The organism is Streptomyces sp. CNH287, assembly GCF_000424825.1.
In genome coordinates this window covers 128,906-154,781 of record NZ_AUKQ01000016.1, presented here as the reverse complement: position 1 = coordinate 154,781, position 25,876 = coordinate 128,906, and the positions used below count along the sequence as shown (strand labels likewise).

The 25,876-nt window shown below is 74.9% G+C and carries 27 protein-coding genes and 1 pseudogene; 18 read left to right on the top strand and 10 right to left on the bottom strand.

The window, feature by feature from the left end; all coding sequences use genetic code 11:
* Window positions 1-77: 77 nt before the first annotated feature.
* Both H299_RS0117810 and H299_RS0117805 read left to right on the top strand, forming a co-directional pair.
* Window positions 78-809 (top strand): class I SAM-dependent methyltransferase, encoded by a 732-nt coding sequence (locus tag H299_RS0117810; protein WP_027749500.1) that lies wholly within the window; start codon window positions 78-80, stop codon window positions 807-809.
* Entirely contained in the window at window positions 806-1,873 is a 1,068-nt protein-coding gene (locus H299_RS0117805; RefSeq protein WP_027749499.1) for a prenyltransferase, read from the top strand. The genes H299_RS0117810 and H299_RS0117805 overlap by 4 nt, the downstream gene beginning before the upstream one ends.
* Window positions 1,874-1,964: 91 nt before the next feature.
* Here the strand turns inward: H299_RS0117805 and H299_RS0117800 are convergent, their stop codons facing one another.
* From H299_RS0117800 to H299_RS0117785, 4 genes are all read right to left on the bottom strand, one after another.
* A complete protein-coding gene (locus H299_RS0117800; RefSeq protein ID WP_037759450.1) occupies window positions 1,965-2,261 on the bottom strand; it encodes a hypothetical protein in 297 nt (98 codons plus the stop codon).
* Window positions 2,262-2,414: 153 nt separating this feature from the next.
* The gene (locus tag H299_RS0117795; protein WP_486587319.1) at window positions 2,415-3,320 is read right to left on the bottom strand and encodes a hypothetical protein; all 906 of its coding nucleotides are present in this window, start codon (window positions 3,318-3,320) and stop codon (window positions 2,415-2,417) included.
* 63 nt (window positions 3,321-3,383) lie between these two features.
* Window positions 3,384-4,358, bottom strand: a complete 975-nt coding sequence (locus tag H299_RS0117790; RefSeq protein ID WP_027749496.1) for an N-acetylmuramoyl-L-alanine amidase — start codon at window positions 4,356-4,358, stop codon at window positions 3,384-3,386.
* Window positions 4,359-4,382: 24 nt separating this feature from the next.
* A complete protein-coding gene (locus H299_RS0117785; protein WP_037759448.1) occupies window positions 4,383-5,054 on the bottom strand; it encodes a class I SAM-dependent methyltransferase in 672 nt (223 codons plus the stop codon).
* A gap of 112 nt (window positions 5,055-5,166) precedes the next feature.
* Between H299_RS0117785 and H299_RS34815 the strand changes: the two genes are divergently transcribed.
* The 3 genes from H299_RS34815 to H299_RS0117770 all read left to right on the top strand — a co-directional run bounded on the left by H299_RS34815 (window position 5,167) and on the right by H299_RS0117770 (window position 7,820).
* The gene (locus tag H299_RS34815) at window positions 5,167-6,213 is read left to right on the top strand and encodes a hypothetical protein (RefSeq protein WP_158692344.1); all 1,047 of its coding nucleotides are present in this window, start codon (window positions 5,167-5,169) and stop codon (window positions 6,211-6,213) included.
* A 56-nt stretch (window positions 6,214-6,269) separates the two neighbouring features.
* On the top strand, window positions 6,270-7,403 hold the full coding sequence (locus H299_RS0117775) for a hypothetical protein (protein WP_027749494.1): 1,134 nt from the start codon (window positions 6,270-6,272) through the stop codon (window positions 7,401-7,403).
* A gap of 63 nt (window positions 7,404-7,466) precedes the next feature.
* A complete protein-coding gene (locus H299_RS0117770; RefSeq protein ID WP_158692343.1) occupies window positions 7,467-7,820 on the top strand; it encodes a hypothetical protein in 354 nt (117 codons plus the stop codon).
* Window positions 7,821-7,872: 52 nt separating this feature from the next.
* On the opposite strand, the gene H299_RS0117765 is transcribed toward H299_RS0117770, so the two are convergent.
* A complete protein-coding gene (locus H299_RS0117765; RefSeq protein ID WP_027749492.1) occupies window positions 7,873-8,331 on the bottom strand; it encodes a nuclear transport factor 2 family protein in 459 nt (152 codons plus the stop codon).
* Between the two features lie 104 nt (window positions 8,332-8,435).
* Between H299_RS0117765 and H299_RS0117760 the strand changes: the two genes are divergently transcribed.
* The 4 genes from H299_RS0117760 to H299_RS0117745 all read left to right on the top strand — a co-directional run bounded on the left by H299_RS0117760 (window position 8,436) and on the right by H299_RS0117745 (window position 11,185).
* Window positions 8,436-9,014 carry a TetR/AcrR family transcriptional regulator gene (locus tag H299_RS0117760; protein ID WP_027749491.1) on the top strand — a complete coding sequence of 193 codons (579 nt, stop codon included), beginning with the start codon at window positions 8,436-8,438 and terminating at the stop codon, window positions 9,012-9,014.
* A gap of 98 nt (window positions 9,015-9,112) precedes the next feature.
* Complete coding sequence (locus H299_RS0117755; RefSeq protein ID WP_027749490.1) at window positions 9,113-9,724, top strand: TetR/AcrR family transcriptional regulator; 612 nt, start codon at window positions 9,113-9,115, stop codon at window positions 9,722-9,724.
* Window positions 9,725-9,927: 203 nt separating this feature from the next.
* Window positions 9,928-10,581, top strand: coding sequence for an ATP-dependent Clp protease proteolytic subunit (locus H299_RS0117750; protein WP_027749489.1), 654 nt, complete (start codon window positions 9,928-9,930; stop codon window positions 10,579-10,581).
* Window position 10,582: 1 nt separating this feature from the next.
* Window positions 10,583-11,185 carry an ATP-dependent Clp protease proteolytic subunit gene (locus tag H299_RS0117745; protein WP_027749488.1) on the top strand — a complete coding sequence of 201 codons (603 nt, stop codon included), beginning with the start codon at window positions 10,583-10,585 and terminating at the stop codon, window positions 11,183-11,185.
* Between the two features lie 174 nt (window positions 11,186-11,359).
* Here the strand turns inward: H299_RS0117745 and H299_RS38430 are convergent.
* Window positions 11,360-11,749: pseudogene (locus H299_RS38430) on the bottom strand (helix-turn-helix domain-containing protein); the annotation flags it as partial.
* Window positions 11,750-11,865: 116 nt separating this feature from the next.
* On the bottom strand, window positions 11,866-12,786 hold the full coding sequence (locus H299_RS0117735) for a TIGR03620 family F420-dependent LLM class oxidoreductase (protein WP_027749487.1): 921 nt from the start codon (window positions 12,784-12,786) through the stop codon (window positions 11,866-11,868).
* 116 nt (window positions 12,787-12,902) lie between these two features.
* Here H299_RS0117735 and H299_RS34805 point away from each other — a divergent pair, with 116 nt between their 5' ends.
* The 4 genes from H299_RS34805 to H299_RS0117715 all read left to right on the top strand — a co-directional run bounded on the left by H299_RS34805 (window position 12,903) and on the right by H299_RS0117715 (window position 16,921).
* A complete protein-coding gene (locus tag H299_RS34805; RefSeq protein ID WP_037759446.1) occupies window positions 12,903-13,541 on the top strand; it encodes a TetR/AcrR family transcriptional regulator in 639 nt (212 codons plus the stop codon).
* Between the two features lie 74 nt (window positions 13,542-13,615).
* Window positions 13,616-14,464, top strand: coding sequence for a DUF1206 domain-containing protein (locus tag H299_RS0117725; protein ID WP_078512828.1), 849 nt, complete (start codon window positions 13,616-13,618; stop codon window positions 14,462-14,464).
* Between the two features lie 110 nt (window positions 14,465-14,574).
* On the top strand, window positions 14,575-16,158 hold the full coding sequence (locus H299_RS34800; protein ID WP_106965814.1) for an MFS transporter: 1,584 nt from the start codon (window positions 14,575-14,577) through the stop codon (window positions 16,156-16,158).
* A complete protein-coding gene (locus H299_RS0117715) occupies window positions 16,151-16,921 on the top strand; it encodes an SDR family oxidoreductase (protein WP_027749485.1) in 771 nt (256 codons plus the stop codon). The genes H299_RS34800 and H299_RS0117715 overlap by 8 nt, the downstream gene beginning before the upstream one ends.
* A gap of 42 nt (window positions 16,922-16,963) precedes the next feature.
* Here the strand turns inward: H299_RS0117715 and H299_RS0117710 are convergent, their stop codons facing one another.
* Window positions 16,964-17,254: a helix-turn-helix domain-containing protein gene (locus H299_RS0117710; protein ID WP_027749484.1), complete on the bottom strand. Its 291-nt coding sequence runs from the start codon at window positions 17,252-17,254 to the stop codon at window positions 16,964-16,966.
* Window positions 17,255-17,348: 94 nt separating this feature from the next.
* On the opposite strand from H299_RS0117710, the gene map reads away from it, so the two are divergent.
* Together map and H299_RS0117700 are read left to right on the top strand one after the other, a co-directional pair.
* Window positions 17,349-18,116 (top strand): type I methionyl aminopeptidase, encoded by a 768-nt coding sequence (gene map, locus H299_RS0117705; protein WP_027749483.1) that lies wholly within the window; start codon window positions 17,349-17,351, stop codon window positions 18,114-18,116.
* Between the two features lie 76 nt (window positions 18,117-18,192).
* The gene (locus H299_RS0117700; protein WP_027749482.1) at window positions 18,193-19,071 is read left to right on the top strand and encodes a MaoC/PaaZ C-terminal domain-containing protein; all 879 of its coding nucleotides are present in this window, start codon (window positions 18,193-18,195) and stop codon (window positions 19,069-19,071) included.
* A gap of 32 nt (window positions 19,072-19,103) precedes the next feature.
* Here the strand turns inward: H299_RS0117700 and H299_RS34795 are convergent, their stop codons facing one another.
* The gene (locus H299_RS34795; RefSeq protein WP_037759443.1) at window positions 19,104-19,958 is read right to left on the bottom strand and encodes a hypothetical protein; all 855 of its coding nucleotides are present in this window, start codon (window positions 19,956-19,958) and stop codon (window positions 19,104-19,106) included.
* A gap of 48 nt (window positions 19,959-20,006) precedes the next feature.
* Entirely contained in the window at window positions 20,007-22,781 is a 2,775-nt protein-coding gene (locus tag H299_RS37635) for a hypothetical protein (protein WP_158692342.1), read from the bottom strand.
* Window positions 22,782-22,975: 194 nt separating this feature from the next.
* Here H299_RS37635 and H299_RS0117685 point away from each other — a divergent pair, with 194 nt between their 5' ends.
* The 3 genes from H299_RS0117685 to H299_RS0117675 are packed head-to-tail and all read left to right on the top strand — an operon-like array spanning window position 22,976 to window position 25,820.
* Window positions 22,976-23,857, top strand: a complete 882-nt coding sequence (locus H299_RS0117685; protein ID WP_027749481.1) for a Nif3-like dinuclear metal center hexameric protein — start codon at window positions 22,976-22,978, stop codon at window positions 23,855-23,857.
* The gene (locus tag H299_RS0117680) at window positions 23,854-24,597 is read left to right on the top strand and encodes a CT398-like coiled coil hairpin domain-containing protein (RefSeq protein ID WP_027749480.1); all 744 of its coding nucleotides are present in this window, start codon (window positions 23,854-23,856) and stop codon (window positions 24,595-24,597) included. The genes H299_RS0117685 and H299_RS0117680 overlap by 4 nt, the downstream gene beginning before the upstream one ends.
* Window positions 24,597-25,820 (top strand): bifunctional RNase H/acid phosphatase, encoded by a 1,224-nt coding sequence (locus tag H299_RS0117675; protein ID WP_027749479.1) that lies wholly within the window; start codon window positions 24,597-24,599, stop codon window positions 25,818-25,820. Before H299_RS0117680 ends, H299_RS0117675 begins: the two co-directional genes overlap by 1 nt.
* Window positions 25,821-25,876: the final 56 nt, after the last annotated feature.

The window sequence follows — 25,876 nt, the reverse complement described above, 5'->3', positions numbered from 1 at the left end:
AGGCACCGCCGCCCCGCACTCCGCGCCCCCCGCACCGACAGGCCCCGGCCGCCCGCCCGACACAGAAGGCAGACCACGTGCTGACCGTCGACTTTTCCCGCTTCCCGCTCGCCCCCGGCGATCGCGTGCTCGACCTGGGCTGCGGCGCCGGACGGCACGCGTTCGAGTGCTACCGGCGCGGCGCGCGCGTCGTCGCGCTGGACCGCAACGGCGCCGAGATCCGCGAGGTCGCCAAGTGGTTCGCCGCGATGGACGAGGCCGGTGAGGCGCCCGCCGGGGCCACCGCGACGGCGATGGAGGGCGACGCCCTGGCGCTGCCCTTCCCCGACGACAGCTTCGACGTGGTGATCATCTCCGAGGTGATGGAGCACATCCACGACGACAAGGGCGTACTCGCCGAGCTGGTGCGGGTGCTGCGCCCCGGCGGCCGGATCGCGGTGACCGTCCCGCGCTACGGACCGGAGAAGGTCTGCTGGGCGCTCAGCGACGCCTACCACGAGGTCGAGGGCGGCCACATCCGCATCTACCGCGCCGGCGAACTGCTCGCACGCCTCCGGGAGGCGGGCCTGCGCCCGTACGGCACCCACCACGCGCACGGGCTGCACGCGCCGTACTGGTGGCTCAAGTGCGCCTTCGGCGTCGACAACGACAAGGCGCTGCCGGTGCGCGCGTACCACAAGCTGCTGGTCTGGGACATCATGAAGAAGCCGCTGGCCACCCGGGTCGCGGAGCGCGCCCTCGACCCGCTGATCGGCAAGAGCTTCGTGGCGTACGCGACCAAGCCGCACCTGCCCCGGGACCAGGCGTGACGAGCACCGGCCGTACCGACCGGCTGGTGCTGCCGGGGGTGCTCACCGCCGAGCAGGCGGCCGAGACCGTCGCCGGGATCGCGGCCGTGCAGCGGGCGGACGGCGCCATCCCCTGGTTCCCGGGCCACCATCTCGACCCCTGGGACCACGTCGAGGCCGCGATGGCGCTGGACACGGCGGGGGAGCACGCGCGCGCGGCAGCCGCGTACCGCTGGCTCGCCGCCCACCAGCTGCCCGACGGCTCCTGGTACGCCGCGTACGCCGACGGCGACTCGGCCCGACCCGCCGACCTGGGCCGGGAGAGCAACTTCTGCGCCTATCCGGCCGTCGGCGTCTGGCACCACTACCTCTCGACGGGCGACGACGCCTTCGTGGAGGAGATGTGGCCGATGGTGCGCGGTGCCGTCGACTTCGTGCTCGCGCTCCAGCAGCCGGGCGGTCAGATCGGCTGGAAGCGGGAGCCGGACGGCACCGCGCTGCCCGAGGCCCTGCTGACCGGCTCCGCCTCCGTCCACCAGGCGCTGCGCTGCGCGCTGGCCCTGGCCGAGTACCGCGAGGAGCCGCAGCCGGACTGGGAGCTGGCGGTGGGCTGGCTCGCCCACGCGGTGCGCCACCATCCGGAGCGGTTCCTCGACAAGTCCCGCTACTCGATGGACTGGTACTACCCGGTGCTGGGCGGCGCGGTGCGCGGCGTGGCCGCGAAGGAGCGCCTGGACGAGGGCTGGGAGCGCTTCGTGGTGCCCGGCCTCGGCGTGCGCTGCGTCTCGCCGAACCCCTGGGTGACCGGCGGCGAGAGCGCCGAACTGGCGCTGGCGCTGTGGGCGGTGGGGGAGTCGGACCGGGCGCTGGAGATCCTCAAGTGGATGCAGCACCTGCGGGCGCCGGGCGGCATGTACTGGACCGGCTACGTCTTCGCGGACGAGGCGGTCTGGCCCCGTGAGCAGACCACCTGGACGGCGGCGTCGCTGCTGCTCGCGGTGGCGGCGCTGGGCGGCGACGAGCCGACGGTCACCGTCTTCGACGGCACCGAGCTGCCGTCCGGCCTGGCCCCGGACTGCTGCTGACGCCGGACCTGCCGGCCCGGGACCTGCCGACCCGGGACCGCCGCTGGCAGGCGCTGACCGGCCAGCGGCGTCCGGTGCCGGCCGGTGCCGGTCAGCGGCGGGCGAGGCGGGCGGCCAGGGCGTGGCCCGCGAGCAGGTAGACGACCGCCGCCAGGCCGTAGTTGACCAGCACGTTCAGCCAGTCCGTGCTGATCGGGAACAGGTCGTGGGACCAGCCCGCGAGCCAGCGTGCGCAGTCGTGGGCCAGGACGACCAGGTCGTTGGCCCCGTTGGCGTCCAGCAGGTAGAGCAGAATCCACAGGGCGATGATCGCGGCGGCGACATCGGCGAGGGTGCGTACCGCGATCGCGGCCTGGCCTGCTCCGGAACGTCTCGCAGTGACAGTCATCACCCTCGGGTAGCCACGATGCGGCGGAGCAAACCGGCCCGGCCGCACCGCCCGCCCGCAGGTACGGCGAAGGCCCCTCGCCCGCAAGGGGGAGGGGCCTCGTCGTCACCGCGGTGCGGTGCGCGGTGCATGTGCCGCACCGGGCGCGCGGGCTCAGCCGCGCTGGATGCCGGAGCTGTCCTGCAGCACGCCACGACGGCCGTCCTGCGTCTGGGCGATCAGGGTCTGACCGCGCTGCTCGACCGCCAGGTACCAGGTACCGGGTGCCAGTTCGGCCACCGGGCTCGGCGAACCGTCCTCGGCGAAGAGCGGACGGGCGACCGGGACCGCGAACCAGAACGGCTGGAAGTCACCGGCGCCGCTCTGTGCGGGCGCGGGCTGCGGCTGCCCCTGCTGGGGCTGGCCGGCGCCGTACGGCTGCTGGCCGCTGGGCTGGCCGCCGTAGGGCGGCTGGGGCTGGGCGTGGGCCTGGCCCGGGTAGCCGTAACCACCCTGCGGCTGGCCGCCGTAGGACGGTGCGGGCTGGCCGCCGCCCCCCGCGAGCGGTGCCTTGAGGGCCGGCATGATCGAGTTCATCACGGCGAGCGCGGCGAAGAGGAGGGCGCTGAAGATCGTCAGGTAGGCGCCGAAGCCGAACTCGATGCTGTCGTTCACGTCCGGGCCGTCACTGGAGCTGGGGAACAGCTGCGACATCATCGACCAGATGCCGGACCAGCCGACCACCACGGCGAGCGCGGTACCCCACTGGTCGAACGCGAGGCCCAGGATCTTGCGTCCCTCGGGCAGTGCACGCGCCAGGACGAACAGCCCTGCGGCGACGATCGCGAGCAGGTGCACCGTGGGCAGCATGGGGAAGGTGGCGCGGGACCATGCGCCGTAGTCGCAGTCGTCGCCTGAGCATTCGCCTTCAGGCGTGAAGAACGGCAGGAAAGAAGAGATCAGCAGCAGAACGGCCACTGCGATCAGAGCGCCGTCGCCTCGTGTGAGCGAGCGGATGTTCAACGTGGGGTCCTTGTCGGTCTTGATGGTCGGGTTGAGCTGCTTGCCGGGGGTGAGCACCCCATCGTACGGGCGACACTATGGCCTGATGTGGCGGGCCGTCTTGTTCGTTTCCGTTCTGTGTTAATGCCTCCCGGTCAAGAAGGCCACGAGCCCCTTGCTGATGCCCTCGGCGGCCCGTCCGCGCCACTTCGGATCGGTGAGTTGGGCGGCGTCCCGCGGGTCGCGCATGTTGCCGCATTCGAGGAAGACTTTGGGCACCCGGCTGAGGTTGAGGCCGCCCAGATCGCCGCGGGTCACCAATCCGCGGTCGGTGTCGAGATAGTTGGAGGGGGCGGCGTCGGTGGCGGCACGGAAGGACCGTGCCAGTTCGGTGCCGAGCCGCCGGGAGGGGCCGGTGATGTTCGACGTGTCGGCCTGGCCCGCCCGTACGGACGCGGGGGTGATCACGTGGAACCCCCGGTTGCCCTGGCCGGAGCCGTCCGCGTGCAGGGACACCGCGGCGTCCGCGTTCGCCTCGTTGGCGATCTGTGCGCGCTCGTCGATGCAGGGGCCGAAGGGGCGGTCGCCGTCCTGGGTGAGTTTCACGACAGCGCCCTGCTTTTCGAGTGCGGCGCGCAGCCGGTGGGCGAGATCGAGCGTGAATGAGGCTTCCGGGTAACCGTCGTTGGTGGCGGTGCCGGTGGTGTCACAGGCTTTCTTGTTCGTCCCGATATTCACCAGCTCGTTGATTTCCGTCGGGTGATCCCGGTTGTTCGGATTGTGACCGGGGTCGATCACCACGACTCGCCCCTCAAGCGGCCCGGCCGGGGTTTTCTCCCCGTTCTCCGCCGTCCCGCCCGCTTCCCCTTTCTCCTCCCTTTCCTTTTGCTCCTGGTCCTCCCCGTTACCGTCCGGCTGTCCGGAATTCCCCCCTCTGTCCGAGGTGTCGCGGTCCTGCGCGGTCGGCGCGGGCATGAGCGCGGGTGCCGGGTCCGGCTCCTTGTCCGGCCCCCGCACCGACTTCCACACCAGCCAGCCGGCGAAGCAGAGCGGCACGAGTGTGGCGAGAACGATCATCAGGGTCCCGGCACGGCGGGACGAGCTTCCGTAGGACACGGTTCGCGATCGTAGCGGTGCGGGTCAGTGCCCCGCGCCCGTCCGCCGAAGTACGCGGAGTGAACCGGTGGCGGACACCGGGGTGAACGCGCCCGAACCGAGTGCCCGCTCGTGGATGCGGTGCGGGGCCTGGCCGCCGTCGGCGGGGTCCTCGAAGACGTCGTGGATCACCAGCAGGCCGCCCGGCGCGAGGTGGGGCACCCAGCCCTCGTAGTCGCCGCGCGCGTGCTCGTCGGTGTGCCCGCCGTCGACGAAGACCAGGCCGAGCGCCCCGCCCCACACGGCGGCGACCTGCGGCGACCGGCCGACGACCGCGACCACGTACTCCTCCAGCCCGGCGGCGTGCAGCGTACGGCGGAACACCGGCAGCGTGTCCATCAGGCCGGTGGCCGGATCGACGAGCGCGGGGTCGTGGTACTCCCAGCCGGGCTGCTGCTCCTCGCTGCCCCGGTGGTGGTCGAGCGTAACGACGCTCACCCCGGCCGCGCGGGCGGCGTCGGCCAGCAGGATCGTCGAACGCCCGCAGTACGTGCCGATCTCCAGCAGCGGCAGTCCCAGCCGCCCGGCCTCGACGGCGGCTCCGTACAGCGCGAGGCCCTCGTCCAGGGGCATGAAGCCGTCGGCCCCCTCGAACGCGGTGACCACCTCCGGCGCGGGGCGGCTGCCGTTTCCCGGTCGTGCGTACCTGACGTCCATGCGCTGTCCGCTCTTCGTGCGTCTGTTCCCGCCCCATACTGCCGTACCGGTCTCACTCGTCACTGTGGGTCGGTAGGGTCTTGCTTTCTGTCGATGCCGAAGGGGGCAGCGGGTGGGGGAGAAACCGTGGCGGGGGAAGCGAGCGGTGGGCGCCGCCGTGCTGGCGCTGGTGCTGGGCGGCGGAGCCCTCACGGCGCGGGCGATCGGGGCCGGGGAGAAGGACCGCTACTGCTGGGGAGCGTGGCAGGAGGGCAGCGGCCCCTCCCTCCTGGGGGCGGACCCCACACGCAAGGAGACGCCCGCCCCCTCGTCCGCCCGGCCGCGCGGCACGTGCACCGTCGCAGGGGAGCAGGGCGAAGTCACCGTCAAGGTCGGCCCGGCCCCGCGCGACGTGCACGAACGCATCGTGCTGTTACGCGACTTCCTGGGCGGGTACGCCGTGCCGCTGCCCGACGGCGTGCCCGGTGCCGTCAGCGCGGAGCGGGGCATGGTGGTGCTGCCCGGCGACTGCGACGTCGACCGGCGGCCCTCCGTCGTCACCGTCCGCGGCGAGGAGAGCGATGAGTCGAGCCGGGGGCCCGGCCCCCTCCGGGACGAGTCCGAGGTGGCCCGGCTGCTGCTCGCGGTGGCGGAGAGGAGCATGGACGCCATCGGCTGTGCCCCGGCGCAGCCCTACCGCGCCACCTCGCCGTTCACCGCGGTCAGCGAGCGGGGGAAGGCCGGTCGCAGCATCCTGGGCGAGGACGATCCGGAGCGCGCCTGCCGGATACCGGGGCTGCGGTTCGAGGTGGAGAAACCGCGCTTCACCTTCGCGCTGGGCGTGGTCACGGACCGGATGCAGACCTGCGGCATGACGCTGAGGAGCGAGGAGGAGCCGGACGCCGAAGGCGGGTTCCTGATGGTCGCGGGGCCGAGGCTGGCGGCGCTGTTCGACCCGCTGGTCGGCGACCGCGCGCCGGGGCCGGGCTGGCGGGGCAAGGGCAGGCTCGACCCCGACTTCCAGGCGGTGCGGGCGGAGTGCGCGGGGCGGCCCACCGTCTTCTTCGCACAGCTCGACCCGGCGCTGCGCGACGCCCTGCGCCCTGATGCCCGGCAGGCGTTCGGCAATGCCGTCAATTCCGTGGCGGCGCGCCTCGGCTGCCCTGGGGTGGCGCCGTGAGGCCCCTGCCGTCCGCGGACCCGCGACCAGCGCGTAGCCGAGGGGACGACAGCAGGATGGTCACCTACGCGGCAGCGCGCACGTCACGCGCGGGCTGGTGGCGCCGCAGGGTCCGGAGGCTGCGCGGCAGGGTCCCAAGGCCGGGCGGCGCCGTCCTCGCGGCCGCCGTCGCCGGAGTGCTGGTGGGGGCGGCCGGTGTGGCGTGGCAGACCGGGCCGCCCGCGTCCGAGGAGCGGGCCTGCTGGGGTGCGCTCACCGACGCGGATGTGGCGGAGGTGCTGGACGGGGAGGTCCGCGCCGACTCGACGCCTTTCGAGGCCCTGGAAGACCGAAGTCTGCGGCCCGACGGCCAGTGCCGCCTCGCGGCGCACAGCGAGGGCAAGGAGGGGGTGGTGACCATCCGGGTGCACGCTCCCGGGGGGGTTCCGGGCCGTGACGCGAGAGAGTGGAGCACGGAGTTCCTGACCTCCGACATGGTCCCGCTGGGCGGTGGACGCACCGGCATGGCCTCGTCCGAACGGGCGTGGCTGGCGCTTCCGGCGGACTGCGCGGCCGGCATGTCCGGCGAACCTCCGACGATCGTGGACATCGACACGGGCTCCATGATCGCGGAGAGGGAGTACGAGGAGCCCAGAGCCGCCGCCGACAGGACGGTACTGGCCCGCGCCGTCACGCGGGTGGCCAACACCGTTCTCGAACAGCTTGAATGCGGCGGCGCCTTCAAGGTCCCCAGGCAGCTCTCGGCCGCCGCGAAGTGGGAGCCGACGGCGCCGAGCGGCCTCTGCGGGATCGACGGACTCGCCATGCCGTCGGAGAAGGACGAACGCTCTTGGGCGGAGCGCAACTCGGACGGCGACGGACCCGTCCGTGTCTGCACCCTCGGCTCTTTGCGGCCGGAAATCTCGCTGGTCACCGTCGAGCACCGGGGAATCGCCCAGATGCTCGAGCCCGAGGCGGGACGTGCCGGGGTGCCAGTCGAGAGCGACCAGGGCTACGGCTCGCTCGGCAGCAGCCGGGCCGCCTTCTGCATGACCTGCCAGACCGGTGAGGTCGTCTTCCTGGTGCAGATGGAGAATTACCCAGGGGACGGCATGCGGAAGGCCCGTGCCCTGCTGCCCCGCTACGTGGCCGCGGAGGCGGAGCGCCTGGGGTGCGGGAAGGTCACGATGCGGATACCCAGGACCGGTTGACCTCCCGTCCGGCCGTCAGGGCCCAACTGACCTGCCGGGGGCGTCGGGTGGCATGATCCGCGGGTGACGGAACGAGGGGGCGGCATGGCGGGGCGGGTGAAGGCGAAGCGGTACACGGTGGCGGCCTGGACGGCGCTGGTCGTGCTGGGCTCGGGGGCCACGATGTGGATTCAGGGCAGCACCGACGTGCAGGACCCCCCGTCCCGGGACAAGGGCACGCTCCTCCAGATCGACCCCGCCTGGACGCCGCCCCCGGTCGACGACACTCCGTGCCCGGACGAGCCGCCGGGGTCCGGCACCATCCCTGAGGACTTCGCCGTGCCCGACGACACGGACGCTGGAGAACTCGGCCCCCCCGGTGACATCGCGCCGGACCGCGCGTACATCTACATGTGTGCCTACACCGTGTCCCGTTGATCCGTACCGCCGCCGGGCCCGGGCCCGCCGCCAGGTCGGTGCGCGACCGGGGTCAATGCACGGGCAGCAGGGTGCCCTGCTCGGCGGGCGGGCGGGGGCCGAAGATGCGGCGGTCCGTCTCCTCGATGGCGACGTCGTTGATGCTGGCCTCCCGGCGGCTCATCAGCCCCTCGTCGGTGAACTCCCACAGCTCGTTGCCGTAACTGCGCCACCACTGGCCCGAGTTGTCGTGGTGCTCGTACTGGAAGCGCACCGCGATGCGGTTGCCCCGGAATCCCCACAGCTCCTTGCGCAGCGCGTAGTCCAGCTCCCTGGCCCACTTGTCGCTCAGGAAGGCCACGATGGCGGCGCGGCCGGTGACGAAGCTGCCGCGATTGCGCCAGACCGAGTCCTCGGTGTAGGCGAGCGCGACGCGCTCGGGGTCGCGGGTGTTCCAGCCGTCCTCGGCGGCCTGCACCTTCTGGGCGGCGGACGCTTCGTCGAACGGCGGGAACGGCGGCCGTGACGTCATGGCGGACTCCTTCGCGTACTGCTTGCCAACGCGGGAGAACGGTCGTTCTCCTCGGTGTCCGCTAGTGTAGAGAACGATCGTTCTCGGTGCCAGTGGGAGTTGCTGTGGATCATGAGGAAGCCCGCACCCGCCTGCTCGACGCGGCCGGGATGCTCTTCTACGAACGCGGTATCCAGGCGGTGAGCATGGACGAGCTGCGCGCCGCCTCCGGGGTCTCGCTCAAGCGGCTGTACCAGTGCTTCCCCGCCAAGCATGTGCTCGTGGAGGACTACCTCCGGCGCCGCGACGCGCGCTGGCGCGCCGAGCTGGCGGAGTACGTCGCCGGGCACGCCGCCTCCGCCGAGGACCGCCCGCTGCTCGTCTTCGACTGGCTGTACACCTGGTTCACCGCCGCCGACTTCCGCGGCTGCGCCTTCATCAACGCCTTCGGCGAGCTGGGTGCCGTCTCGGATGCGGTCACCCGCGCCTCCCGCGACCACAAGCTGGCCGTGCTCGACTACGTCACGGGCCTCGTACGCGCCCTGCCGGTCGGAGACCCGGCCGAGCTGGCGGGGCAGCTGGTGCTCCTCGTCGACGGTTCGATCACCGCCGCCGCGATGACCGGCGCCCCCTCGGCCGCCCGGCAGGCCCGCAGGGCGGGGGCGGTCCTGGTGGCGGCGGCCTGTGCGGCCGAGACGGGTTGAGTACTCCAGGGTTAACGGTCTTGGTGTTCCATTAGTATGCATCCCAGGAGAGAGGAAGACGTGTTGAGGGAGCAGGGGAAGGAAGCAGGGGAGCCGCGATGAGTACCGAAAGTGCGGAGCCGGGCACGATCCGGCCGGGCGGGCGCACCGCCAGGGTGCGGGCCGCGGTGCTGCAAGCGGCCGGGGACGCCCTGGTCGAGCACGGCTTCCACCGGCTCGACCTCGCCGACGTCGCCCGGCGTGCCGACGTCGGCAAGACGACCGTCTACCGCCGCTGGGGCACGGCCACGGGACTGGTCTCCGACCTGCTGCTCGACATGGCCGAGCAGTCCCTGCCCCGTACGGACACCGGTGCACTGCTGGACGACCTGCGGGCCAACGCGCGGCTGGTGGTCCGTACCCTGACCGACCCGCGCCAGGGCGCCCTGTTCAGGTCCGTGATCGCCGCCGCGCTCTGCGACACGCGCACCGCCGTGGCCCTGCACCGCTTCTACGCGACCCGTATCGGGGTGTGGGCGGGCTGCGTGGAGAAGGCGGTCGCGCGCGGGGAGGTCCCCGCCGGTACGGACGCCCGCGAGGTGGTCCGCGCGGTGTCCGCGCCGCTCTACTACCGGCTCGTCGCCAGCGGCGACCCGCTGGACGAGGCCGCCGCCGACCGGGCGGCCGAGGCGGCCGTCGTCGCCGCGCGGGCGGGCGCGTACGTGCGGTGAGCGCTGTGCGCGCCGTGAGCGCTGTGCGCGCCGTGCGCGCTGTGCGCGCCGACCACGGGCGGCGCGCTCTGCCCGGGGCGAATCTGCTACGGGCCGAGAACACCGCCGAGCGCGGTCCCGGGGGCCGAGAGTGAGGGGAGTGCGGCGAAGCGACCGCACCTCGAACCCGAACTCCCGCACCACCACGTGAATGTGGAGGACCGATGGCACTGCTCCCCACCGGCCTGGACCCGGCACCGTACGTCCGGGCAGCCGACGACGACACCCCTCCCACCCGCTTCGACGACCACCTCGCCGCGCAGCTCCTCATGCAGCGGATCGTCTTCCTGGGCACCCAGGTCGACGAGGTCTCCGCGAACCGCGTCTGCGCCCAGCTGCTCGTCCTGTCCGCGGAGGACCCGCGTACCGACATCAACCTCTGCATCAACAGCCCGGGCGGCTCCGTGTCGGCGGGACTGGCGATCTACGACACGATGCGGCTGATCCCCAACAGCGTCTCCACCCTCGTCATGGGCTTCGCCGCGAGCATGGGGCAGTTCCTGCTCACCGTCGGGGAGCGCGGCAAGCGGTTCGCGCTGCCGAACGCGCGGATCATGATGCACCAGCCCTCGGGCGGAATCGGCGGGACCACCGCCGACATCGCCATCCAGGCCGAGAACCTCGAATTCACCAAGCGGGCCGTGGAGCGCATCACCGCCGAGCACACCGGCCAGACCCAGGAGACCATCTCGCGCGACGGCGACCGCGACCGCTGGTTCACGGCCGAACAGGCAAGGGAGTACGGCATGGTGGACCGCGTCGTCGAGTCCCTGGAGGACGTCCGCCCGGCCGGGCGGCAGCGGAAGATGGGTCTCTGACATGTCCCAGTACACGATCCCTACCGTCATCGAGCGCACCCCGCAGGGCGAGCGGGCGTACGACATCTACAGCCGCCTGCTCTCCGAGCGGGTCATCTTCCTGGGCACCGAGATCGACGACGGCGTCGCGAACGTCGTGATCGCCCAGCTGCTGCACCTCGAATCCGCCAGCCAGGACCGCGAGATCGCGATCTACCTCAACTCACCCGGCGGCTCGTTCACCTCGCTGATGGCGATCTACGACACGATGACCTTCGTCAGCGCGCCGATCTCGACCTTCTGCGTCGGCCAGGCGGCCTCGACCGCGGCGGTGCTGCTGGCCGGGGGCGACCAGGGGCGGCGGTTCGTCCTGGAGCACGCGCGGGTCCTGCTGGGGCAGCCCGCGAGCCCCGGCCGGCAGGGGACCGCCTCGGACCTCAGCGTCCAGGCCAAGGAGATGCTGCGGATCCGCTCCGAGGTCGAGGAGGTGCTCGCCCGGCACACGCCCCACGACGTCGCGACCCTGCGCGCGGACATGGACCGTGACAGGTTCTTCACCGCCCGGCAGGCGGTGGAGTACGGGCTCGCCGACGAGGTGCTCAGCAGGCGGACCGGCGCCGCCTGACGGCACGGGGCGTCAGGCGGCGAGCGCCGCGCGCCGCCGCCCGCCCCGGTGCGCTCCGGCGCGCCGGACCCGCAGTTGCACGACGGGCGCCACCGAGGCGCGCGGACCGCGGACGGGACCGGCTGCCGGAACGCCGGGGGAGGTGACGGAGGTGATCGAGGTGACCGACGTGACCGGGGCGCCCGGCCGGGCCGCCGCCGTACGCGCCCCGGCTGCCCGCACGCGGGCCGCTCGCGCCCCGGCGTGCCGGGCCAACTCGCCCTGGCCGCGCGCCAGGAGGTCGGCCAGCCCGAGGCCGAGCGCCTGGGCGGCGGCGGCGAGCACCTCGGACGACGCCTCCTTGCGGCCACGCTCCAGCTCGGAGAGATAGGGCATCGAGATCCGGGCGGCGTCGGAGACGTCCTTGAGCGTCCGCTCCTGCGCGAGGCGCTCGCGCCGCAGCACGTCGCCCACGACATGCCGCCACAGCGGCTCCCTGGCCGCCGGGGCGGGTGCGGCTTCTGCCGCTGCCGCCGCTGGGCGCAGGGGAACGACGCGGGCTCGGTTGGACGCGTGGCTGCTCACCCCCTCAGCGTAGGAGGGTCGGGCCCGGTGGGGGAGCGGGCGGCATTCCGCCCTGGGCGAAGTCGCCCGTCCCGGTATGGCGGGAGGGCCGGGCGCTCAAGCGAACTCACGCGAACTCACGCGAACTCGCGTGCCACCGGGGCCAGCTCGCGCCACGTGGACACCGGCAGGGCCCCCGGCTCGGCGGTCAGCACCTGGAGGCAGACGTGGTCGGCGCCCGCGTCCAGGTGCTCCCGTACGCGCCGCCGCACCGCCGCCACGTCCCCGTACGCCACGATGGCGTCCACCAGCGCGCGGCTCGGGCCGCCGACGATGTCCTCGTCGCCGAAGCCGAGGCGCCGTACGCTCGCCTCCTGGTGCGCGGCCAGGGAGACGTACATGGCCACGTGCGCCGTCGCCGTCTCGCGGGCGCGGCCGAGGTCGGTGTCCAGCACGACGGCCTGCTCGACCCCGAGGAACGCGTCCGGTCCCATCGCGGCCCGTGCTCGTGCGGTGTGCTCGACGGGGACGAAGTAGGGGTGCGCGCCCCAGGTGCGCTCGGCCGCCAGCTTCAGCATCTTCGGGCCGAGGGCGGCGAGCACCCGGCGCGGGGCCGGGTCGGGGACGGGGCCGTGGGCGGGCACCGCGTCCATCGAATCCAGATAGCCGCGCATCGTGGCGACCGCCCGGCCGCGGGCGGGGACGGGGTAGCCGTCCAGTTCGTGGACGGTGTCGTCGACGCGGTGGCCGCCGAGCCCGAGCAGGTACCGGCCGGGGAACGCCTCCCCGAGCGCACGGGTGGCGCCCGCCATGGCGATCGGGTCCCGGAAGGCGATGTTGGCGATGCCCGCCGCGACCGTGAGCCGGCGCGTCGCGGACAGCAGCAGCCATGCCTGCCCGACCGTGTCGCGGCCGAACGCCTCCCCGAACCAGACGGCTCCGTAACCGAGTTCCTCGATCTCCGCCGCCGCCTCCCGTACCCGGCCCGCCGGGTGCCCGTCGAAGGCCAGGGTCCAGATGCCGACCCGGCCCAGCTCGTCCCGTGCGTTCTCGGTCATGAGGTTCCTCCGGCCTGGCTGTTCCGGAGAAGGTCTCCGGATATCTGGGGAGGTACGATACGGAGACACTCTCCGTTTGGCTAGCCGGGGAGATTCCCGGAGGGCGAGGAGCGGCGATGACGGCACCCCAGGAAGCCGGAGCCGGAGCTGAAGCCGGAGCCGCGACGCGGCGGCAGCGCACGGACGCCCGGCGCAACCGCGAGCGGCTCGTCACCGCGGCGCGGGAGGCGTTCGCCGAGGCGGGGCCGGAGGCGTCCCTCAACGACATCGCGCGCCGGGCGGGCCTGGGCCCGGGGACTCTCTACCGGCACTTCCCCACCCGCGCGGCGCTGTTGACGGCGGTGCTCAGGGAGCGGATCGAGGTGCTGTGCGCACGGGCCGCGACCCTGCTCGCGGAAGCGGAAGCGGAAGCGGAAGCGGTGGAAGCCGAAGCGGCGGCCGACCGCGCGCTGGCGGAGTGGCTGCGCGCCTTCCTCGCCCACGCCCGCCTCAACCAGGGGCTGGGCAGCGCCTTCATGCTGGAGGAGCCCGACGCGCTGGGCATCGACTGCCACCGGCTGATCCTCGACGCCGCCCGCGGCCTGCTCGCCCACGCGCAGCGCCGGGGCACCGCCCGCGCCGACCTGGCCGCCGACGACCTCCTGGCGCTCGTCACCGGCATCGCCCTGTCCACCGCCCGCGGCGGTGACGAGGACCCCGCGCGCCCCGACCGCCTCCTCACTCTGGTCCTCGACGCCGTGCGGCGCCCCTCCTGACGGTGTTTCCAGGTCGGGGACCGGGGCACCCGCAGTGCTTGACGCGGGCCGAAGTCCCGCCCCGTGGAGGTGGCATGACGAAGACAGCGGCGGCACCGCGGATCGCGGTACGCAAGGGAAAGCGGTCGGCGCGCAAGGCGTCGGACAGCACGGCGATGGAGGGTGCGGCCCGTTGGGGCCTGGCCGCACGAGGCGTGATCTACCTGCTCGTCGGACTGCTGGCGCTCCAGGTCGCCTTCGGCGACGGCGGCAAGCAGGCGGACCGGGGCGGGGCGCTGCACGAACTCACCCGGCAGCCCTACGGGGCGGCGGCGGTGTGGGCCGTCGGCGTCGGACTGGCGGGCATGGCGCTGTGGCGGCTCTCCGAGGCGGTCTTCGGCGCGGCGGGGCCCGACGGGCACCGGCCCTCGAAGCGGCTGCTGTCGGCCGGCCGGTTCGTGGTCTACGCCGTCGTCACGGTCTCGGTGCTCTCCTACGCTGCGGGCGAGTCGGGCAGCGGGTCCAGCGACAAGCAGTCGCAGGACATCACCGCGCGGGCCCTGGAACTCCCCGTCGGCCAGTGGCTGGTGGGCGCGGCGGGCGCGGGCCTGGTCGCGGCCGGGATCTGGATCGCCGTACGGGCGCTGCGGCGCAAGTACCGCGACCACCTCAAGCTGTCGGCCATGTCCCGCACCACGCGCCGCACGGTGGACGTGCTGGGGGTGGTGGGCGGCGTCTGCCGGGGCGCGGTGTTCGCGGTGGCGGGCGGCTTCCTCGTCCAGGCGGCGCTGGCGTTCGACCCGGACGAGGCCAAGGGCGTCGACGACACCCTGCGGGCGTTCCAGGAGACCCCGGCCGGGCCGTGGCTGCTGGTGGTGGTCGCGGCCGGGCTGGCGCTGTTCGGGCTCTTCTCCTTCGCGCTCGCCCGCTGGCGCCGGGTCTGAGCCGTGCGCCCTGGGTCGTGAGCCGCGGGCCGTGAGCCGCGGGTCCTAGGACCCGCGGCTCACCGCTCCGGTCCGGAATGCGGTGGGCGCTGTCGGCGCCGGATGGGAGCATGGCAGGCATGGCCCAGACCCCCGCCGCACCTGATGACGCCTCCCGCGAGGCCCGCACCCGGCGCCCGGCGCCTCGGCTGTGGGCCGTGGTGCTCGCCGCGTGCGCCGGGCAGTTCCTCGTCGTGCTGGATGTGTCGGTGGTCAACGTCGCGCTGCCGTCGATGCGGGCCGACCTGGGGCTGAGCGCGACCGGGCTCCAGTGGGTGCTGAACGCCTACACGCTCACCTTCGCGGGCTTCATGCTGCTGGGCGGCCGGGCGGGAGACCTCTTCGGGCGGAAGCGGATGTTCCTGGTCGGGCTCTCGGTGTTCGTGGTCGCCAGCCTGGCGGGCGGGCTGGCCCAGGAGGGCTGGCAGCTGATCGCGGCGCGTGCCGTGCAGGGCATCGGCGCGGCCGTGCTCTCCCCGGCCACGCTGACGATCCTGACCACCACCTTCCCCACGGGCGCTGCCCGCACCCGGGCCATAGGCACCTGGACGGCGGTCGGTGCGGGCGGCGGCGCGGCGGGCGCCCTGGTCGGCGGCGTGCTGACGGACGCGCTGTCCTGGCGCTGGGTGCTGCTGATCAACGTGCCGGTGGGCGCGGTGCTGCTGGGCGCGGCGGCCGTGTGGCTTGCGGAGAGCCGGGCGGGGGAGCGGCGGCGGCTCGACATACCGGGCGCGCTGCTGGTGACGGCAGGGCTCGGCGCCGTGGCCTACGGGATCGTGCAGACGGAGTCGGTGGGCTGGTCCGGGACGGGTGCCCTGCTGCCGCTGTTCGGCGGGCTGCTGCTGCTGGCCGTCTTCGTGGCGGTCGAGGCGCGTACGCGGGAGCCGCTGATGCCGCTGAAGGTCTTCCGGCGGCGGGCGGTCTCGGCCGCCAACGCGGCGGTGTTCGTGAACGGCGCCGCGATGTTCTGCATGTGGTACTTCATGTCGCTCTACATGCAGAACGTCCTGGGGTACACGCCGATCGAGGCCGGGCTCGCGTTCGTCCCGCAGTCGCTGACCATCGTCCTGGGCTCGAAGCTCGCACCCGTGCTCATGCAGCGCACCGGCGCCCGCAACCTCGCCATGGCGGGTGCCCTCACGGCAGCCGTCGGTTACTTCTGGCAGAGCGGCATGCAGGCGGGCGGCGGCTATCTGGACAGCGTGCTCGGCCCCGGCCTGCTGATGGCGCTCGGCGCCGGCCTGTCGGCCACCCCGCTGGCGACCGTGGCCACCTCCGGAGCCTCTCCCGGCGACGCCGGGCTGGTCTCCGGGCTGGTCAACACCTCCCGCACGATGGGCGGCGCGCTCGGCCTCGCCGTGCTCTCGACGGTGGCCGCCGCCCGGATCGGCGACGCCACCGGGCCGGTGAGCGAGACGGCGGGGCTGGCGCTGGCGTTCCGTACGGGCGCCTTCGTTCTGGTGGGCAGCACGCTGCTGATACTCCTGACGCTGCCGCGCCGGGAGCACAGTGACACGGGTGGCGCGGGCAGTCAGGGTGGCCAGGGCGGTGCGGGTGGCCAGAGCGGCGACCACACGCCGCCGGCCGCGCCGGTCAGCGTGGTTGCCGTGCCCGCCCCCGGCGCCGCCGAGGAGCGGGGTGCCCCCGGTGCGTGACTTCCCGGCCACCGGCCGCCGCGTCCTGGTCACCGGCGCCGCGCGCGGGCTCGGCCGTGCGCTGGCCCACGCCTTCGCCGCCAACGGCGACCAGGTCGCCGTCCACTACGGCACCCGCCGGGCCGAGGCGGAGCAGACCCTCGCCGCGCTGCCCGGGTCGGGGCACACCCTGGCCGGGGCGGACGTGTCCGATCCGGCGGCGGCGCAGCGGCTGGTGGCCGAGGCGGCCGACGCCCTCGGCGGCCTCGACGTCCTGGTCAACAACGCCGCGCTGAACGACCCGCCCCACCCGCCGCTGAGCACCTCCTACGCGGAGTGGACCGCGGCCTTCCAGCAGCACACCGCGGTGAACCTGCTGGGCACGGCGTACCTCTCGCACCAGGCGGCCGGGCACATGGCCGCGGACCGGGGCGGCCGGATCGTCAACATCGGTTCGCGTGGCGCCTTCCGCGGCGAGCCGGACAATCCGGCGTACGCCGCGACCAAGGCCGCCGTGCACGCGCTCGGCCAGTCGCTGGCCGTGGCGCTGGCCCCGCAGGGCATCGCGGTCGCCTCGGTCGCTCCCGGCTTCTTCGAGACCGAGCGGGTGGCCCACCGGCTGTCCGGCGCCCAGGGGGCGGCGATCCGCGCGCAGAGCCCGTACGGGCGGGTCGCGCGGCCGGAGGAGATCGCGGAGGCGGTGCTGTGGCTCGCCTCGCCGGGCGCGGAGTGGAGTTCGGGCACGGTGCTCGATCTCAACGGTGCCTCGTACCTGCGCACCTGAAGTGACCCGGCGCGGGGGCCGGGGCGGGCGGCGGGGCCGGGGTCAGGCGGAGAGCGGCTGACCGCCGTCCGCCGGATGTGTGCCGTCGGCCTCCGGCGGGCAGGTGGCGGCCAGTTCGTCCAGCGAGACCCCGAGGGCCGCGGCCAGCGCCGCCACCGTGAAGAAGGCCGGGGTCGGGGCCCGGCCGGTCTCGATCTTGCGCAGCGTCTCGGCGGAGACCCCGGCCGCCGCGGCGACCTCCACCATGCTGCGTTCGCCGCGTGCCTGCCGGAGCAGGACGCCGAACCGCTCGCCGCGTTGCCGTTCCCACCGGGTCAAAGGAGTGCGCACCATGAGCGTGATACTAATACCGGTATAGAAATTGGTGAACGCGGGGGCCGTGCGGCGATGGTGCGGCATGCCCGAAAACGCAGGGGAGACGCCGGACATGGTGGAGATCAAGACCGACAGCGCGCTGGACGCGATGCGCGAGGCCGGGCGCGTGGTGGCCCGCGCGCTCGCCGCCGTCCGCGCGGAGGCCCGCGTCGGGGTCGCGCTGCACGAACTGGACGAGGTGGCCCGCGCGGAGCTGGCCCGTGCCGGGGCGCGCTCCCCCTTCCTGGGGTACCGGCCCGACTTCGCCCCCACCCCCTTCCCTGCCGTGATCTGCGCCTCCGTCAACGACGTCGTCCAGCACGGCATCCCCGGCGCCTACCGGCTCCGGGACGGCGACCTGGTCAGCATCGACTGCGGCGCGGAACTGGACGGCTGGACGGGTGACGCCGCCACCACCTTCACCGTCGGCACCCCGCGCCCCGCCGACCTGGAGCTGATCGACGCGACGCGGCAGGCACTCGACGCCGGGATCGCCGCGGCCGTCGTCGGCAACCGCGTCGGCGACATCTCGCACGCGATCGGCACCCGGGCCCGCTCCGGCCGCTACGGCATGCCCGCCGACTTCGGCGGCCACGGCATCGGCCGCCGCATGCACGAGGACCCCCACGTGCCCAACCGGGGACGCCCCGCCCGCGGCTTCCCGCTGCGCCACGGTCTCGCGCTCGCCATCGAGCCGATGTTCATGGCGGGCGGCACGGACGCCTACCGTGTCGACGACGACGGATGGACGATGCGCACGCGCGACGGCAGCCGGGCGGCGCACATCGAGCACACCGTCGCGATCACGGAGGACGGGCCGCGCGTCCTCACCCTGCCCTGACCGCCCCCGCCCCCCTGACCGCCCCGCCGAGCTGGCCGAGTTCTGAGCTGGCCGAGCCCTGAGCTGGAGCCGCCCCGTGCCCATCGACCCCGCCCGGGTGGGTGCCGCCGCACCGCACCGCACCGAGATCACCTGGGACCGCAAGGACGTCCAGCTCTACCACCTGGGCCTGGGCGCCGGAACGCCCGCCACCGACCCCGCCGAACTGCGGTACACGCTGGAGAGCGAACTGCGCGCGCTGCCCGGCTTCGCGACCGTCGCGGGCGGCGGGCCGGGTGTCGTGGGCGTGCTGGACACCCCGGGCATCGGCGTCGACCTGGCGGCCGTGCTGCACGCCGGGCACGCGCTCACCCTGCACCGCCCGGTCCCCGTACGCGGCGCGGCGGTGCTGACCCGCGCGGTCACCGCCGTCCACGACAAGGGCACGGCCGCCGTCCTCGACGTGCGAGAGGAGGCCGCCGACGCCGAAGGGCCGCTGTGGACGAGCGACTTCCAGCTCTTCGTACGCGGGGCCGGCGGCTTCGGCGGCGCGCGCGGTCCGTCGCCGGAGCCGCTGCCGCCGCCGCAGGGGGCGCCGGTAGCGGCCGTCACCCGCCACGTGCGCGCGGACGCGGCGCTGCTCTACCGGCTGTCCGGCGACCTCAACCCGCTGCACGCCGACCCCGCCTTCGCCCGCCGCGCGGGCTTCGACCGGCCGGTCCTGCACGGCCTCTGCTCGTACGGCATGGTGCTCAAGGCCGCCGTCGACACGCTCCTCGGCGGCGACCCGGCCGCGGTGCGGCGCTACGCGGCCCGCTTCACGGGAGTGGTCTTCCCCGGCGAGACGCTGCGCGTGGCGATGTGGCGGGAAGGGCACGGGCGCGTCCGGCTGGAGGCGACGGTGGCCGAACGCGCGGACGCGGGGCCGGTACTGGCCGACGGGGTGCTGGAACACGGTGGCCCGGCGGCAGGCTGAGCGGCTGCCCGCGGGGGAGGACCCTGCGCTCCCTACCCGCCCGCGCCGATCCGGGCCGCCAGCTCGTCCGCGAGGCGGGCGGCCCGCTCCAGCATCGCCGTCGGCTGCGGCGGCAGCGGCGACGCGAGCCGGAAGGTGAGCGCACGCACGAGCAGTGGGGCGCCCGCCTCCCCGGGGACGGCCGATTCCACCAGTTGTGGCCCGGCGCCGTGATGGAGCAGGCCGTCCGCCGCTACGATCGCGTCGGCGTATCCGGCCGGCCGCCAGTACGGGGAGAAGTCGATGACGGCGGGCGGGTGGCCCGCCGCGAAGAGCACGTTGCCCGTCAGGTCTCCGTGTACGAGCTGGCAGGGCGCCGACACCGGCTCGGCCAGCGCCAGCAGCCGGTGCAGCAGCGGCAGGACGCTCGGCTCCGCCGCACGCGGCGCCACCTCTCCCCAGGCCACCCGGTCCGCCACCGCCCACGGATGGTCGTGCGCGGCCAGGAACCCGGGGCACGGTGCGTCACGCAGCGCACGGTGGAAGGCGCGCCCGGCCGCCAGCAGCGCGGCCCAGTCGACCGGGGCGCCCCGTCCGCCGCCCGGGCCCGGCGCACCCGCAACGAAGCGGGACGCCGCCCAGCCCTCCACCACCCAGCCGCCGCCGACCGCGCGTACGGGCGGCGGGACCCGGAACCCGCGCGCGCCCCGGTCGCCGCTCAGCTCCGCCATCAGCTCCGCCGCCCAGGCCGCCTTCTCCTCGCCCTCACCTCCGACGGGCTTCAGCACGGCGTCGCCGACCCGGACGCTGTCGCCCTGACCCCCGGGCAGCGGCACGGGCACTCCGGCGAGCCCGAAGGCGGCCAGTACGGACGGGGGAGGCAGCACGGCAGCCGATGGTGCGGTCATGCGCCCATCCTGCCGGGGGCGCACCGCCAGACGCACCCGGGTTCCCGGTCATGCTTGCGCTATCGGTGCCTGCCGCAGCGGCACGGGCCGCGCGGCCTGCCCGGGGGCGGCCTGCTCAGCGGCGGACTGCTGCGCGGGCGGGGCGGCGGCGGCCGGGTCCGGCCCAGCGGCGGGTGCCGGTGGGGTGGGCGCCTCCGTCGCCCCGCCCGCTGCCGCCCGCGCGGGTTCGCCCGGTGCGACGGCAGCCAGGTCCTCCCCGGCGGGCGGCGCGGGCGCTTCGGCCTGCTCGGCGTCCGGCGCGCCGGACGGCTCCGGTCCCGGGGGCGCTGCGGCCACCGGAGCGGACCCGTCCGCCCGCAGGGCGTGCGGAGTCCCCGCCTCCTGCGCGGGCTCTGGCGGTGGGAAGGCGGCCGGGCCCGGCTCGGCGGGCTGAGTGGCTGCCTCGGCCCGGCCGGACCGCCCGGCCTGGAGGACGTGCAGGGTTCCCCACCGCTGCGTGTGGGCCGCCTGCGGCGCGGCCTGCTCGTCCTGCTCGGCGCACCCGGTCCCCGGCCCCTGCCCGTCTGCGGGCGGGGGAGCGGCGGCCGTTTCGACGCGGTCGGCCCGGTGGGGGTGCGGGGTGCCCGCCTCCTGCGCTGGTGTCGGCCCGGTGGGCGGCGGGGGCGTGGTGCCGGGTGCGTGTTTGTCTGCCGACCGGGCGGCGGCCTGGTCCGGTCCGGTGGGGTGCGTGGCTGCTTCGGCCCCGTCGGTCTGCCTGGCCCATGGGGCGTGCAGGGTTCTCCTCGGCCGCACGTGGGCCGGTGGCGAGGTCACGGCGGCGTCCGCCGGCCCGGTGGGTGCGGTTGTTCCGGTCTGTTCCGTCTGCCTGGGGTGGGGAGTTCGCAACGTTTCTGCGTCCGGTGCCGGTGCCGGCGTCGGTGGCGGTGGCGGGACAGCGGCCGGGCCCGCCGTCCCGGTGGGCGGCGCGGGTGCTGCGGTCTGTTCGGTCTGCCTGGCCCACGGGGTGTGCCGGGTGGCCCTCGGCTGCACGTGGGCCGGTGGCGGCGGTGCGGTCTGTCCGTCCTGCCCGGTGTGTGGGGCTTCGGCCGCCTGCACGGGCGCCGGTGGCGGGGACATGGCCGGGACCGCCGCCGCGGTGGGCGGCGCGTGCGGCGCGGGCGTCGCACCCGCCCCGCCTGGCCCGTGCTTGTCTGCGGGCGGGGGAGTGGCGGCCCGGTCGGTGCGTCCGGCCCAGAGGGCGTGCAGGGTTGCCCTCCGCCGCACGTGCGCCGGTGGCGGTGCGGACTGCCCGTCCCGCCCGGTGTGCGGGGCTCCGGCCGTCCGCGTGGGCGCCGATGGCGGGCCGGGCACCCCCGTCGGCGCGGTGGGTGGTGCGGTGGGTGCGGCTGCTTCGGCCTGCCGCGCCTGACCCGTGCGAGTGGCCCACAGGGCTGCCGTGTCCCGCGCCTGCGCCTGCGCCTGGGCCCGTGCCTGAGCCTCGGCTTGTGCCTGCCGTGCGGTCTGGGCCGCTCGCGCCTGCCCGCCCGCTCCGGCCCACAGGGCTCCTGGCCCGTGCCCCTCCGCGGGCGGGAGTGCTGCGAACGGCACGGCCCCGTCGGCCTGTCCGGTCCGGCGGGCGTGCGGGGTGCCCGCCTCCCGCGCGTGGGCCTGCGGTGGTGCGGCCGGTGCGCCCCGCTCGCCCGCCCCGGCTCCGGGCGCCGCCGGTCCGGCTGGCGGCGGCGCGAGCGCCGCCCGCGCCGGTGCGGCCGGCCACAGGCCCGGATCGCCCCCGCGGCCCCGCTCCGCGGCGAAGGGGCGCCGGACCGCCACCCCGCACTCGGTCTGGGCGGTGGAGAACGGCAGCCGCAACTCGCCGTCCGCCGTCCAGAATCCGGTGCCCGCGAGCCAGCCCTGCGGCGCCGGAAGGTGCGTGAGCGCCTTCCGGCCCGGACGCCAGACGGCGATCCAGGTGCCGTTCGGCCCGTCCGCCCGCAGCGCGACCGCGCAGTCCTCCGGCTGGAGCACCTGCCCCGCCTGGAGGGCGAACGGCGTCAGCCGCACGCCCGCCGGGCAGAGCGCCTCCGGGAAGCGGACGGGCCGCGGGCTGCCCAGCAGGCCCCAGCCCAGCCGGTCCGCGCCCGCCGCGTCCGACCGCACGAGCAGCAGGCCGCTCGTAGGGCCCGCCAGCAGCAGCCGGTCGTCGCTGCCCTCGGCGATCTGGAGCAGCGGTGTCACCTCGCCCCCGCGCAGCAGGTCGACCACGATGCTCTTGACGGGCGTACGCCCGGCGCCCGGTGCCGCGCGGTCCAGTGCCAGCAGCCGCCCCTCCCGGTCCAGCCAGGCGCCGCCCGAGCAGTGGCCCGGCACGGTGGCGACCCGCTGCGGCCCGAAGGGCCCGCCCGCCACCAGCCAGACCGAGCTGGCCCGCGGCCCGCAGGCCAGTGCGTACGCCAGCCGCCCGCCCGGAGCGGGCGGCAGCAGGGTCAGGCCGACGGCGCCGATCGCACCGAGGTCGAGCGCGCCGAGCGCGATCTGCCCCGTGCCGGGGCCGGTCGGGTAGAGCAGGGCCAGGGTGTAGCGCCCGCCCCGGCGGCGGGCGATCAGCACCCGCCCGTCGGCCAGCGGCAGCACCTGGCTGTCCGGCGCCTCGGGCCGGTCGCCGGGCAGCGGCACGGCGTACGGCTCGGGGCCGTCCAGCGTCCAGCGCTCGGGGAACCAGCCGCGCACGGGCCCGGCCGCCCTGGTGAGCCGGGCCGCGTACGAACCGTCGGCCGAGATCACACAACTGTCCCGCACCGCGGCCTCTTCCTCGCCTGCGACGATCTCACTGCCACAAACAGTCATTACGCGATCACCTCCGGTGAGGAAAGCTATGCCTCGTACGCCCGGTCGAACAGAGCGAGTTGGGTCCCTTCACACGTAAGGGTGTCGCTCGAATGATTCGACTGAAACGACCATCAACCATGTGCAGAGCGGGTAGTGCCGCCGCTGCCGGGACAGGGCCGCGCGCGGGCGGCACCGGAGGGTAGCCTTCACCTGTGCCCGCACTCTCCGAAGTCATCTCCGCCCTCGACGGCCTCTGGCCCCGCGAGCGCGCCGAGCAGTGGGACGCGGTCGGCACGGTCTGCGGTGACCCGGAAACCGAGGTGACGGGGGTCCTCTTCGCCGTCGATCCGGTCCGGGAGATCGCCGAGGAGGCCGTCGGCCTCGGCGTCCAGCTGCTCGTCACGCACCACCCGCTCTACCTGCGCGGCACGACCACCGTCGCGGCCGACACCTTCAAGGGCCGCGTCGTGCACATGCTGATCAAGCACGACGTCGCGCTGTACGTCGCCCACACCAACGCCGACCGGGCCGCCCCCGGCGTCTCGGACGCCCTCGCGGGCGCGCTCGGCCTGCGCGTGGTGGGCCCGCTCGTGCCGGACGCCTCCGACCCGGAGGGGCGGCGCGGCCTGGGGCGGGTCTGCGAGCTGGACCGGCCCGTGCCGCTGCGGGAGTTCGCCCGGCTCGCCGCCGAGCGGCTGCCGGGCACCGTCCAGGGCGTCCGCGCCGCGGGCGACCCGGACCGCCCGGTCCGCACGGTCGCGGTCTGCGGCGGTTCCGGCGACAGCCTCTTCGCCGAGGTACGGGCGGCGGGCGTCGACGCCTACGTCACCGCCGACCTGCGGCACCACCCGGCCTCCGAGGCCCGGGAGCAGTCGCCGCTGGCGCTCGTGGACGCCGCGCACTTCGCCACCGAGTGGCCGTGGTGCGAGCAGGCCGCCGCGCAGCTGGACGCGATCTCGGAGCGGCACGGCTGGGCCCTGCGTACGCACGTCTCCCGCACGGTCACCGATCCCTGGACCGCCCACGCGGCGTCCGCCCTCGACACCGCCACCCCCGGCACCCCCGACTCGACCACCTCTGGAGCCCCCAACTGAACGCCGCCCCCGCCGACCAGATCCGCCTCCTCGACGTACAAGACCTCGACACCCGGCTCGCCCAGTCCGCGCACCGGCGCCGGAGCCTGCCCGAGCACGAGGAGATCCAGACGCTGGAGGCCGACCTCGCCCAGCTGCGCGATCTGCTCGTCGCCGCGCAGACGGAGGAGAGCGACACCGCCCGCGAGCAGACCAAGGCCGAGCAGGACGTCGACCAGGTGCGCCGGCGGGCCGCCCGCGACCAGCAGCGCCTCGACTCGGGCGCCGTGACCAATCCCAAGGACCTGGAGAGCCTCCAGAGCGAGATCGCCTCGCTCGCCAAGCGGCAGGGGGACCTGGAGGACGTCGTCCTGGAGGTCATGGAGCGCCGCGAGTCCGCGCAGGAGCGCGCGGCCGAACTGACCGGGCGGGTCGAGTCGGTGGGCGCCAAGGCCGCCGCCGCGGGCGCGCGCCGGGACGCCGCGCTGGCCGAGCTGGACGCCGAGGCCGCGACGCTGGCCAAGGAGCGCGGGATCGTCTCCGCCGAGGTGCCCGCCGACCTGCTGAAGCTGTACGAGAAGATCCGCGAGCAGCAGGGCGGTGTCGGTGCGGCCAAGCTCTTCCAGCGGCGTTGCGAGGGCTGCCGCCTGGAGCTGAACATCACCGAGATCAACGAGGTGCGGGCGGCGTCGGCGGACTCCGTGCTGCGGTGCGAGAACTGCCGCCGCATCCTGGTCCGCACGCCCGAGTCCGGCCTCTGATGGGGGCGCGCACCTTCCTCGTCGAGGCCGACGGCGGGTCGCGCGGCAACCCCGGCCCCGCCGGGTACGGCGCGGTGGTCAAGGACGCGCGGACGGGCGAGACGCTGGTGGAGACGGCCGAGTACATCGGGCGGGCGACCAACAACGTCGCGGAGTACAAGGGCCTGGTGGCCGGCCTGCGGGCGGCGTACCAGCTGGACCCCTCGGCGGCCGTGCGGGTCCGGATGGACTCCAAGCTGGTCGTCGAGCAGATGTCGGGCCGCTGGAAGATCAAGCACCCGGACATGCGCCCGCTGGCGGCCGAGGCGCAGGCGATCTTCCCGCCGGGCTCGGTCAGTTACGAGTGGATGCCGCGCGAGAAGAACAAGCACGCCGACCGGCTCGCCAACGAGGCGATGGACGCGGGCAAGCGGGGCGAGCAGTGGTCGCCCCGCGCCTCTACCGCCGAACTGGACGCGGGGGGCGCGGGTTTGGGAGGTTCCGGCGCGGGCGCGCCGACCGGCGGCACGGCCGCGGGCACCGCTGCCGCCACGGGCACCGCAGCAGCCGCCGACGCGCAGCGCGCGTCCGCGCCGCCCGCGGGCTGGGGCGACCCCCTCGGACCGCCCACCACCCTTGTCCTGCTGCGCCACGGCGAGACCGCGCTGACCCCGCAGAAGCGCTTCTCCGGCAGCGGCGGCAGCGACCCCGAACTCTCCGCCGCGGGCCGCCGCCAGGCGGAGGCCGCCGCGGCGGCGCTGGCCGCGCGCGGCACCGTGCAGGCCGTGATCAGCTCGCCGCTGCGCCGCTGCCAGGAGACGGCTGCGGCGGTCGCCGGGCGCCTCGGGCTGGACGTACGCACCGACGAGGGGCTGCGGGAGACGGACTTCGGGGCCTGGGAGGGTCTGACCTTCGCCGAGGTGCGCGAGCGCCACCCCGACGACCTCGCCGCCTGGCTCGCCTCCGCGGCGGCCGAACCGACAGGGGGCGGCGAGAGCTTCGCGGCGGTGGCCCGCCGGGTCGCGCGTGCCCGGGACAAGATCCTGGCCCGGTGGCCGGGCCGTACGGTCCTGCTCGTCACCCACGTGACCCCGGTCAAGACGCTGGCCCGGCTGGCGCTCGGCGCTCCGCCGGAATCGCTCTTCCGGATGGAACTCGCCGCCGCCTCCCTGTCAGCGGTGGCCTACTACGCGGACGGTAACGCGTCCCTGCGCCTGCTGAACGACACGGGCCACCTGCGCTGAGCGTGGCCGCCCCGCGCGGGGGGCCGGTCGTACGCGGGGCGCCGCCGTACCGGGCA